This is a genomic window from Sphingobium sp. R-21, from assembly GCF_049913335.1.
Classification (GTDB): Bacteria; Pseudomonadota; Alphaproteobacteria; order Sphingomonadales; family Sphingomonadaceae; genus Sphingobium.
Window position 1 is genome coordinate 1,596,313 of the sequence record NZ_CP184374.1, and the last position, 11,601, is coordinate 1,607,913.

Annotated in this window: 8 protein-coding genes; all 8 read right to left on the reverse strand. The window is 66.1% G+C overall.

All coding sequences use genetic code 11. The features are described 5' to 3' along the window. Nucleotides 1-44: 44 nt before the first annotated feature. The 8 genes from cobA to ACN9MX_RS07600 all read right to left on the reverse strand — a co-directional run bounded on the left by cobA (nt 45) and on the right by ACN9MX_RS07600 (nt 11,594). Nucleotides 45-839 (reverse strand): uroporphyrinogen-III C-methyltransferase, encoded by a 795-nt coding sequence (gene cobA / locus ACN9MX_RS07565; RefSeq protein ID WP_363756623.1) that lies wholly within the window; start codon nt 837-839, stop codon nt 45-47. Then, the gene (locus ACN9MX_RS07570) at nt 826-3,447 is read right to left on the reverse strand and encodes a molybdopterin-dependent oxidoreductase (protein WP_426386562.1); all 2,622 of its coding nucleotides are present in this window, start codon (nt 3,445-3,447) and stop codon (nt 826-828) included. The genes cobA and ACN9MX_RS07570 overlap by 14 nt, the downstream gene beginning before the upstream one ends. Continuing rightward, complete coding sequence (nirD, locus tag ACN9MX_RS07575) at nt 3,447-3,782, reverse strand: nitrite reductase small subunit NirD (protein ID WP_133653656.1); 336 nt, start codon at nt 3,780-3,782, stop codon at nt 3,447-3,449. The genes ACN9MX_RS07570 and nirD overlap by 1 nt, the downstream gene beginning before the upstream one ends. 5 nt (nt 3,783-3,787) lie before the next feature. After that, the gene (gene nirB / locus ACN9MX_RS07580; protein ID WP_133653655.1) at nt 3,788-6,313 is read right to left on the reverse strand and encodes a nitrite reductase large subunit NirB; all 2,526 of its coding nucleotides are present in this window, start codon (nt 6,311-6,313) and stop codon (nt 3,788-3,790) included. Nucleotides 6,314-6,610: 297 nt separating this feature from the next. After that, entirely contained in the window at nt 6,611-7,867 is a 1,257-nt protein-coding gene (locus ACN9MX_RS07585; protein WP_426386563.1) for a nitrate/nitrite transporter, read from the reverse strand. 225 nt (nt 7,868-8,092) lie between these two features. After that, nucleotides 8,093-9,295 carry an ABC transporter substrate-binding protein gene (locus ACN9MX_RS07590; RefSeq protein WP_426386564.1) on the reverse strand — a complete coding sequence of 401 codons (1,203 nt, stop codon included), beginning with the start codon at nt 9,293-9,295 and terminating at the stop codon, nt 8,093-8,095. After that, on the reverse strand, nt 9,295-9,873 hold the full coding sequence (locus ACN9MX_RS07595) for an ANTAR domain-containing response regulator (protein ID WP_133653652.1): 579 nt from the start codon (nt 9,871-9,873) through the stop codon (nt 9,295-9,297). Before ACN9MX_RS07595 ends, ACN9MX_RS07590 begins: the two co-directional genes overlap by 1 nt. A 191-nt stretch (nt 9,874-10,064) precedes the next feature. Next, entirely contained in the window at nt 10,065-11,594 is a 1,530-nt protein-coding gene (locus ACN9MX_RS07600) for a DHA2 family efflux MFS transporter permease subunit (RefSeq protein WP_133653651.1), read from the reverse strand. Nucleotides 11,595-11,601: the final 7 nt, after the last annotated feature.

Consider the following 11,601-nt stretch of genomic DNA (forward strand, 5'->3'; position numbering starts at 1 on the left):
GCATCCCGTTCCGGCTTTGAACGGGAATCCCGCTTCGCGGGTCGTTATTTGGTCAGGGCTACAGCCGCCATGGTCTCCACCGGCGCATGCGTCCCGGCCACCGCCTCCCCGATCAGCAGAAGCGTCGGGTCTTCGTCGCTGATCGTCCGCACCAGGAAGGCCAGAGCCGACAGCTTGCCCCGGATCAGCCGTTCCGTCGGCAGGGAGACATTGACTGCCACCATCACCGGCGTTTCGGGATCGCGCCCGGCGGCGATCAGGCAATGGCTGATCTCGCCCGCCGCGGCCCGGCCCATATAGATGCCGATCGTGCCGCCCGGACGGGCCAGCGCTTCCCAATCCAGCTTCAGCGGTTCGCCCGCCTTCAGATGCGCTGTGACCAGCGTCAGCCCCCGCGCCACGCCGCGCAGGGTGAGCGAGGCATGGCCGCTCGCCGCCGCAGCGCTGGCCGTGGTGATGCCGGGGCAGATGCGCACGGAAACGCCCGCCTCCGCCAGATGCGCCATCTCTTCCGCCGATCGGCCAAAGACCGAGGGGTCGCCGCCCTTCAGGCGCACGACGCGCCTGCCCGCCCTGGCGGCCGCGAGCAGCAGGTCGTTGATGCTGTCCTGCGCCCTGGAATGGCGGCCCGAACGCTTGCCGACGCTGACGCGCTCCACCCCCGGGGGAATGAGGTCGATCACGCCCGGCCCGACCAGCGCGTCGTAGAAGACGACCTCTGCCGCGGCGATCAGCCTTTCCGCCTTGCGCGTGAGCAGGTCCGGATCACCCGGCCCCGCGCCGACCAGCCAGACCTGTCCGGGCGCGATCAGGTCCTGGGGCAGTTCATTCGGCTGCATGAAGCGTCTCCTGCATGCTTTGGGCAAGGATATTGGCGAGCGCGGGGCGGCATGACCCGCAATTGGTGCCCGCGCCCAGCGCCTTGCCGATGGCGGGCACATCAACCAGTTGCTGTTCGCGGATCGCGGCGACGATCTGGTTGAGGCCGATGTCGAAGCAGACGCAGATGGTCGCCCCCTTGTCCGGCTGGCTGCCAGGTCCGCGCGCCGCAAGGACGGAACCGCCGACCCCCTCGACCAGCAACTGGCCGATCAGCCAGTCGCGCGAGGGCAGCAGGCCGGTGCGCGTCACGAACAGCACCCCGTTCAGTCGGCCTTCGCCGATGGTCGCGATGCGCCGCGTTCCGCGTGAGGCGTCCATCGCCTCCACCCGGTCGCCCTTTGGAAGAAAGGCGTCGAGCCGGGCAGGATCGCCATTGCCGGCAATTTCATAGAGCGCGCCGCCCGGCACGGCGATCCTGGTCGACCAGAGACAGGGCAGCTTCACGGGCTGCCCGGTCGCAGCCTGATCGCGCAGGATGAGAAAGCCCTTCCATTCGGCGGCCACCTTCTCGACGCTGGCCGGGGTCGATTTGAAGCCCGGCTGGCCCGAATGGGGATCGACCAGCGGACGGGGCAGCAGGCCGGTGCGGCCCCCGCTCGACATCTGGTCCGTCCAGTGGATCGGGGTGAAGATGTCGCCGGGCCGCTGGCCCTCGCTCAGGCTGACGCGAAAGATGCTGTTGCCCTGCGCTGTCGCGACGCGGGCCAGGTCGCCGTCGACGATCCCGAGCGCCCCGGCATCGCGGGGATGGATTTCCACCAGCGGCTCCTCGCGATGGCGGGCGAGTTTCGGGGACAGGCCGGTTCGGCTCATCGTATGCCACTGGTCGCGATAGCGCCCGGTGTTGAGCGTCATCGGCCATTGCCCCAGCGGCTCCTGAACCTCCATCTGCTTCGTCAGCACCAGCCGCGCCCTGCCGTCCGGCGTGGGGAAGCGGCCGTCGGCGAAGGCTGTGCCGCCCCAGCGGAACGGCTCCATGGCGTCATAGGCATCATTGCCGATCGTCGCCCAGGCGCGCAGGTTCAGCATCCGCTGCCCATCATTTCCATAGGCGGTAAGGCGCGCATGTTCGCGCCAGATGTCGGCGGGCCGGTCATAGGCGAAGGCGTTGCGCCAACCCATGCGGCGCGCGACTTCCTTGACGATCCACCAGTCCGGCCTGGCCTCTCCGGGCAGCGGCAGGAAGGGGCGCTGGCGGCTGATCGTTCGGTCCGAATTGGTGACGGTGCCGTCCTTTTCCCCCCAGCCGGCGGCGGGCAGGCGGACATGGGCATGGGTGCTGCTGTCGGTGTCGGCCATGATGTCCGAGACGACAAGGAACGGGACGGCTTCCAGCGCTTCGCGCACGCGGCCCGCATCGGGCAACGAGACGGCGGGATTGGTCGCCATCACCCAGAGCGCCTTGATCCGGCCTTCGTTGATGGCGCGGAACAGGTCGACGGCTTTCAGGCCGGGCTTCGTCGCCATCTTCGGCGCGGCCCAGAAGCGGCCGACGCGCTCCACATTGTCCGGGGCGAAGTCCATATGGGCGGCGAGGGTCGAGGCAAGCCCGCCGACTTCGCGCCCGCCCATGGCGTTGGGCTGGCCGGTGATCGAGAAGGGCGCCGCGCCCGGCTTGCCGATGCGGCCCGTCGCGAGGTGGACGTTGATGATCGCGTTGACCTGATCGGTGCCGCGGATCGACTGGTTGATGCCCTGGCTGAACATCGTGACCGTGCGCGGCGTGGCGGCGAACAGCGCGTAGAATTGCTCCAGCAAAGCGGGCGCGATGTCGCAGGTCCTGGCGGTCGTCCAGAGATCGTGGCCGGTGCGGATATGGTCCCAGAAACCTTCGGGTGCGCTGACATGATCGGCGACGAAAGCCGGATCGGTGATGCCCTCGGCGTCGCACCATGCCAGCAGCCCGTTCATCAGCGCGACGTCCGTGCCCGGCTTCACGGGCAGGTGCAGGTCGGCGCCCTCGCAGGTTTCGGTGCGGCGCGGGTCGATGACGACCAGCTTCGTGCCGCGCGCGGCGCGGGCCGCCTGGATCCGCTGATAGACGATCGGATGGCACCAGGCCGTGTTGGAGCCGACCAGCACGATCAGGTCGGCCTGATCCAGATCGTCATAGCTGGCGGGCACCACATCCTCGCCAAATGCGCGATTGTGCCCGGCGACTGCGCTCGACATGCAGAGGCGGCTGTTGGTGTCGATGTTCGCCGAGCCGATAAAGCCCTTCATCAGCTTGTTGGCGACATAATAATCCTCGGTCATGAGCTGGCCGGAGACGTAGAAGGCCACGCTGTCCGGGCCGTAACGATCAATGGTTTCGCGGAATTTCTTCGCGACGAGGTCAAGCGCCTTGTCCCAGTTCGCCTGCCTGTTGCCGATCATCGGGTGCAGCAGGCGACCCGTCAGGCCCACCGTCTCGCCCAGATGCGTGCCCTTCGAACAGAGCCGCCCGCGATTGGCCGGATGCGCCGCGTCGCCCGCGATGGTCGCGGAACGTGCCCCGCCGGGCGTGGCCACGATACCGCAGCCAACACCGCAATAGGCGCAGGTCGTGCGGACCGCATCCGCCATCAGGCCGCCGCCTTCAGGCCTGTCGGACGGGCGATCAGGATGCGGCCGCCCTCCTGCCTGACCTGGACGGTCGGCGTGCAACCCTCATCCGAGCCCTGCGCCTCGCCCGTCTTCAGCGCGATGTTCCAGTTGTGCAGAGGACAGGCGACGCTGTGGCCATGGACGATGCCCTGGCTCAGCGGCCCCTTCTTGTGCGGGCATTGGTTGACCAGCGCGAAGACATGGTCGTCGCCGGTGCGGAAGACGGCGATTTCCTCTTCGCCGGCAATCTGCACCGTGCGAGCGCCGCGCTGGGGAATGTCGGCCAGCGTTCCGATGTCGATCCAGTCGGTCATGGGTGTTACTCCGCAGCGATGGCGATGGGGGCCAGGGGCTGGTGCAGTTCGGCATGTTGGCCCGCTGCGCGCTCGGCCCAGGGGTCGTCCTGGCTGAAGCTCTGCGAATAGAGGAAGCGGGCACGAAGCGCCTCACGGCCGGCCTCGTCCTCGACGATCCGCTGCTTGACATATTCAACCCCGACGCGCTCGATCCAGGGCGCGGTGCGTTCCAGATAGCGCGCTTCCTCGCGATAGAGCTGGATGAAGGCGGCGCAGTGATCGAGCGCCTCCTGCTCGGTCGAAACCTTGCACAGCAGGTCGGTGGCGCGGACATGGATGCCGCCATTGCCGCCGACATGCAGTTCATAGCCCGAGTCCACGCAGACCACGCCGAAGTCCTTGATCGTCGCCTCCGCGCAGTTGCGGGGGCAGCCGGAGGCCGCGATCTTGAACTTGTGGGGCATCCACGATCCCCAGGTCATCCGCTCGATCTTGACGCCAAGGCCGGTCGAATCCTGCGTGCCGAAGCGGCACCATTCGGAGCCCACGCAGGTCTTCACCGTGCGCAGCGACTTGCCATAGGCGTGGCCCGACACCATGCCCGCGGCATTGAGGTCGGCCCAGACGGCGGGCAGGTCTTCCTTCTTGATGCCGAAGATGTCGAGGCGCTGGCCGCCGGTGACCTTCACCATGGGCGCATCATATTTCTCGACCACGTCGGCGATGGCGCGCAGCTCACGCGGGTTGGTGAGGCCGCCCCACATGCGGGGCACGACCGAATAGGTGCCGTCCTTCTGAATGTTGGCGTGCATGCGCTCATTGACGAAGCGGCTCTGCTGGTCGTCCTGATATTCGCCCGGCAGCGCGCAGAGCAGATAATAGTTGAGCGCGGGGCGGCAGGAGGAGCAGCCGTCCGGGGTGGACCAGTGCAGCTTCTGCATCACCTCCGGGATCGAGCGCATGTTCTGCGCGACGATCTCGCGGCGGACATCGTCATGGCCGAAGCTGGTGCATTTGCACATGGTCTTCGGTCCGGACTGGACGTCGTCGCCCAGCACCACGGCCAGCAGATTTTCGACCAGGCCGGTGCAGCTGCCGCAGCTTGCCGACGCCTTGCAGGTGGCGCGGACGGCATCCAGGCTGCACGCGCCCTTTTCGATGCAGGCGACGACCTGGCCCTTGCTGACGCCGTTGCAGCCGCAGATCTCGGCATCGTCCGAGAGCGCCGCAACGGCCGCCTTAGGGTCCAGCGCGCCCCCTCCCGAGGCGAAGGCCTGGCCGAAGATCAGCAGGTCGCGAATTTCCGCGACATCCTCTTCGCGCTTCAACAGGTCGAAATACCAGCCGCCATCCGCCGTGTCGCCATAGAGGACGGCGCCGATGATCCTGTCATCCTTGACGACGACACGCTTGTACACCCCGCGCGAGGCGTCGCGCAGGACGATGTCCTCGCAGCCCTCGCCGCCCGAGAAATCACCGGCCGAGAAGACGTCGAGCCCGGCGACCTTGAGCTTGGTCGAGGTGACCGAACCCCTGTAGCCCGTGTGCTGGTCGGTCAGGCCGTCGGCCAGGCTGCGGCACATGTCCCAGAGCGGCGCGACGAGGCCGTAGACATTGCCGTCATGTTCGACACACTCGCCGACCGCCAGCACATCGGGATCGCTGGTGACCATATGGTCGTCGACCTTGATGCCGCGATTGACCTCCAGCCCGGCTTCGCGGGCCAGCGCGGTGGAGGGGCGGATGCCGACCGCCATGACGACCAGGCTGGCCGGGATTTCGCGGCCATCCTTCAGGCGGACACCCTCGACCTTGCCGTCGCCATAGATGCTGTCCGTGTTGGCGCCGGTCAGGATGGTCTGGCCCCGCGCCTCCAGCGCCGACTTCAGCAGCCAGCCCGCCGCCTCGTCGAGCTGCCGCTCCATCAGCGTGTCCATGAGGTGGATGACGGTCACCTTCATGCCGCGCAGGGAGAGGCCATGCGCGGCTTCCAGGCCCAGCAGGCCGCCACCGATCACCACTGCCCGTCCCTGTTCACCATTTTTGGCGCCTGCGTCCGCGGCGGCCAGCATGGTGTCGACATCCTTCATGTCGCGGAAGCTGATGACGCCGGGCAGATCCTTCCCCGGAACCGGGATGATGAAGGGGTCCGAGCCGGTGGCGATCAGCAGCTTGTCATAGCCCATGGTGCGACCCGATTGGCTCGTGACGGTCTTTCCGGCGCGGTCTATGGCCGTCACCGGATCACCGGCGATCAGTTCGATATTATTTTCCGAATACCAATCGCGGCTGTTGATGATGATGTCGTCGAAGCTCTTTTCCCCGGCCAGGACCGGAGAGAGCATGATGCGGTTGTAATTCACATAGGGCTCTGCGCCGAAGATGGTGACGCGATAACGGTCCTTGTCCCGCGCCAGCAATTCCTCCACCGCGCGGCAACCGGCCATGCCGTTGCCCACCACCACCAGATGCTCGCGAACATCGTCAGAAGGCATGAAGAGATCCTCTTCATTGGCCGTCTCCGGTCCCGCGTTGTTCTGAAAATCCATCCCTCGACTCCAGAAAAGAAAAAAGGCCGCCATCCGGACCCCCGGTTCTGAAACCGAAGGTCTGGATGGCGGCCTTGCCATCATAACGCCTTGATCGTCCGTCCCTGGACCATCGCGGCTATGGAAGAAGAACAACCCTGTCCTTTGCATTGCAGCATAGGCCGAATCGATATGCGGTCAAGCGATTCCTCGTAGCACGATGTATTTTTGGTCGGCCGGGGCGCGAACATATCGCAGACGCGAAAAGGGCGGCGGCCTGTCGTGGGCCGCCGCCTCCCTCTCCTGGACGTAAACCGGTCAGATGCGCGCGGCGCTGGTCCAGGTCGCGCGCCAGCGGGCACGGACCAGCGCAATGCCGAGGAACGCGACCAGGGCAAGACCCGCGAAGATCAGGAAGCCGGGCGCGAAGCTGCCGGTGAACTGCTTGGCGATGCCCAGCGACGAGGCGAGATAGAAGCCGCCAATACCGCCCGCCATGCCGACCAGCCCGGTCATGACGCCGATTTCCTGCGCGAAACGCTGCGGCACGAGCTGGAAGACCGAACCATTGCCAACGCCCAGCGCCAGCATCGCGACGATGAAGAAGCCAAGGGCGGAGAACAGCGTGGGCGCATAGGCGACGCCGGCCAGAGCGAGCGCCGCCGCGACATAGACCATCATCAGCGCCTTGACGCCGCCGATCCGATCCGCCAGCGCGCCGCCCATCGGCCGGACCAGCGATCCGGCGAAGACGCAGCCAGCCGTGCAATAGCCCGCAACCACCGGGGTCAGGCCGAATTGATCGGTGAAATAGATCGGCAGCGAGGCGGCCAGTCCCACGAAACCGCCGAAGGTCACCGAGTAAAAGCCCATCAGCCACCAGGCGTCGGCGCTCTTCAGCGGGTGGAAATAATCGACCAGCTTCTTGGGCGCGGGTGCATTGGGCGCGTTCCTGGCCATGATCATGTAGATGATGAAGACGATGGTGAGCGGAATGCAGGCAAGGCCCAGCACCGCGTTCCAGCCGAACAGCTTGGCCAGTATAGGCGCGAACAGGGAGGCCAGCACCGTACCCGAATTGCCCATGCCGGCGAGGCCCATGGCCTTGCCCTGATGTTCGGCGGGATACCAGCGGCTGGCGAGCGGCAGCGCGATCGCAAAGCTCGCCCCGGCAAAACCCAGGATCACGCCCAGCGCCAGCGTACCGCCGAAGCTGTCGACGCCCATGAACCATGCGGTCGCGAGGCCGAGGATCACGATCACCTGGCTGATCGCCCCCGCCTGCTTGCAGCCGATCCGATCAACCAGCAGGCCGTTGACGACCCGCAGCACCGCACCCGCCAAGGTCGGGACGGCGACCATCAGGCCCTTTTCAGCCGGCGTCAGCCCCAGCGTCTTCGAAATGGACGGCGCCAGCGGTCCCAGCAGCACCCACACCATGAAGGCGAGGTCGAAATAGAGGAAAGCAGCGATAAGCGTAGGCGTGTGCCCTGCCTTCCAGAAACTGGTCTGGCCGGCCTCCCCTTCAACCCCCGGAGCCTGTCCTTCCGGGCGCTCCCAATACGCAGTTGCCATGATGACGTCCCTCGAATCTTGTGAAATGGACACGAAAAAAGCCGCGCCCCGACCTCGCATCCTGCGAAATCCGGCCAGCGGCTTTGCTGTAAAATCGGAGGGAGAACGCGATCCCGACCTTGGGAAGGGCTCATCCCGAAAACGCGCCTCGTCGCGCGACTCTCATCTTATCTCGCGATTCGACCTATGTTGCAAGGCACAAAATTTGCGGGTGCGGGATCGCCTTCAAAAGCTGGCCAGGAAGTCCTCGATCCGTTCCGGATCGAACACCCGGCCATCGAAAAAGCGGTCCGGGCCCAGCGTCAGCTCGCCCCGCTTCGATCCCACGGCCAGCGGGGAGGCCACAGCCCCTTCCACCTTCATGCTGGCGCCCGGCATCGCCACATCACTGTCCGCCAGTGCCCGGCGAAATATGTCCGGCCGGAACACCGAGGCGGCCTTGGCCGCATTGTCCGCGCTATGTTCCACCATTTTCCAGCGGACAAGCTGCGAATAGATCCAGAGCGCCTGGCTGCGCCAGGGAAAGGGCGTCGCCTCCCGCGAGAAGAGCATGAAATCAGGCATGGAGAGGGGCGCCATGTCGACGCGCGGCACGATGCCGCCCGACAGCGCGCGCAGGATCACCTCGGCGGGCTGGTCCACATATTGGGGGCGCGAGAGAAGATGCGCCAGCGCCTCATGATGCTGCGGATCGTCGCACCAGGCGGCCGCCCGCACCAGCGCCCGCAGCAGCCGGTCGACGCTGTCGGGGTTCTCCTCCAGCCAGGGCGTGCGGAAAGCCAGAATCTTCTCCACCCCGCGCCGCCAGATGCGTTCGCCGATCGCCACCGCCTCGGCCAGTCCGGCATCCACGGCCGCGCTGCCCCAGGGTTCGCCCGCGATGAAGCCGTCTATCTCCCCGGCCCCGATCGCCTCCACCGTCAGCGAGGGCGGGAGCACGCGCAGGATGACGTCGCGATCCGGGTCGACCCCCGCGCTCGCCAGCCAATAGCGCAGCATCACCGAATGGCTGGAAAAGCGATGGACGACGCCGATCACCGGCTTGCGCTTCCATAGGCCGATGGCGGCCGCGAAATCATGCGCGGTGCCCAGCGGATCATCCAGCCGCGCCGCTATGTCGGGGTCCAGCGCCTGCGCGAACGCGCTTGCCATCACCAGCATGTTGCCGTTGACGTTGAGCTTATAGGGGGCGGCAAGCGGCGCAGCCTGCTGGCTGAGGCCCAAGGTCACGGCGACGGCGAGCGGCGCCAGCATGTGCGCGGCCTGCACCTGCCCGAACACCAGCCGGTCGCGCAAAGTCGCCCAGCTCGTGGTGCGGACAAGGTCGAGGTGCAGCCCCTCCTCCTCAGCAAAGCCCTTTTCCCGCGCCACCGCCAATACGGCGGCGTCGGTCAGCGGCAGGAAGGCGATGCGCAGGTCGGTCGTCATCACATCCCTCCCAACAAATCGCTGGCCGTGATGAGGGCCTGGGCGACGTCCACGATCTTCTTCCCCTGATTCATCGCGCTCGACCGCAGCAGTGCATAGGCATCCGGTTCCGAAAGGCCACGCTGGCTCATCAGGATCGATTTGGCCCGGTCGATGATCTTGCGGTCGGAAAGCGCGGTGCGCGCCTCGTCCAGTTCGGACTGCAGCTTGGCAAAGGCGTTGAAACGGCGCACCGCCAGTTCCAGCACCGGCTTCACCCTCTCCTTGCGCAGCCCGTCGACGACATAGGCGGATACCCCCGCGTCGATGGCCGCGCCGATCATCGTCTCGTCGGACTGGTCGACGAACATGGCGATGGGGCGGGCGAGCGCCCTGCTGACGGTCAGCATCTCCTCCAGCGTGTCGCGGCTGGGGCTGCCCAGGTCCATCAGCACGACATCCGGGGCCATGCGCTCCAGCCGCGCGACGAAGCCGCCGCGCGGGGGGACGATGTGAATATCGTCATAGCCCGCCTCTCGCAGCCCTTCCTCCAGAACGGTCGCGCGCAGGCCGCTGTCGTCGATGATGACGATTCGCATGAGACCCCAAGCCTTTTTTTGCCACTCAGTGGCCGGGATGTTGCGCCGCGTCAATCATGGGCGAAACGATGCCCGTACTCAAGGGGCCGCCGCCGCCTTCGCGACGCTGGCTTCAGGGATGAATGCCGCGATCGGCAAGTCCTTGATCGCAAGGTTGAAATGCCGAGCGTCCGACGCAACCGGATGCTTCCTCAATGCGCCGCCGACAAGTCCACCTTCGCGGTGGGGCGCGGCGCCAGCCACACCACGGCGGCGGCCAGAAAGAGAACCAGCGAGGCGATGAAGAAGACATGGTCCATCGACACCACCATGGATTGCGCATCGACCATGTTGGCGATCATCTGCCGGGCCTGATCCTGCGTGAAGCCGCGACTCGTCAGGTCGGCCAGGGTTGCGTCCGGATGCAGCGTGCCGACCATCTCGTTGCGCGAAACGCGCTGCCCATTGCCCCAGCCGGTCAGCACGATGGAGGTCGAAATGGCGATGGCGAGGGTGCGCAGGAAATTCTGCATTCCCGCAGCCGAGGCGGTCTCCTCCGGCCGGACCGACCCCAGCGTCAGCGTGGTCAGCGGGATCATGAACAGGGGCATGCCGAACCCCTGAACCAGTTGCGGCAGGGCAATCGTCCAGAAATCGGCATCGGTCGTCCAGTGCGCCCGCCACAATGTCATGATGCCGATCCAGGCGACCGAGCCGGAAATCATGATGCGAACGTCAACCTTGTTGACCAGCCGGCCGGCAATGGGCGCGACCAGAATGGCGGTCATCGCCGTGAAGGCGGTCGCATAGCCCGCCCAGGCGGCGGTATAGCCCATCGAAATCTGCAACCATTGCGGGATGACGACGATGCCCGCGAAATAGGCGCCGAAACACAGCGCCAGCGTGAACACCCCGGACGTGAAGCCGACATGGCGGAACACGCGCAGATCGACGATCGGATGCTCCTCCGTCAGTTCCCATATGATGAACACGCAAAAGCCGATCGCCGCGAACACCGCCAGGATCACGATCAGCGGATCGCCGAACCAGTCACGGTCGCGACCGATATCCAGCATGATCTGAAGGCAGCCAATCCAGAAGATCAGCAGGCCCAGGCCCATATAGTCGATCGGCAGCTTCACCCGCGGCGTTTCCACCGGGCGCAGCAGCGCCATGGTGGCAAGCACGCACACGACCGCGATCGGCACGTTGATGAAGAAGATCCAGTGCCAGCTCCAATTGTCGCTGATATAGCCGCCGAAGATCGGACCCAGGGCCGGGCCGAGCAGCGTCGTCATCGCCCACAGTCCCATCACGCGGGCGCGCTGATCGGGCGGGAAGACGCGCATCAGCAGCGTCTGCGACATCGGCATCAACGGCCCGCCGCACAGGCCCTGGCCGATACGGCATGCCACGATCATGCCCAGCGTCATGGACAGGCCGCACAGCAGCGAGAACAGGCCGAAGCCGAGCATGCCGAAGGTGAACAGCCGCACCGCGCCGAAACGCTGCGCAAGCCATCCGGTCAGCGGCACGCAGATCGCTTCCGCCACCGCATAGCTGGTGATGATCCACGTCCCCTGATCAGCGGAAATGCCCAGATTCCCGGCGATATGCGGCACCGAGACATTGGCGATGGTAAGGTCGAGCACGACCATGAAATTGCTGAGAGCCAGGACCAGTCCCGCCAGCAGGCGATGACGGGGCGACAGCAGCGTCAATGTTTCGGCCGGGCGGCTCACCACAGGC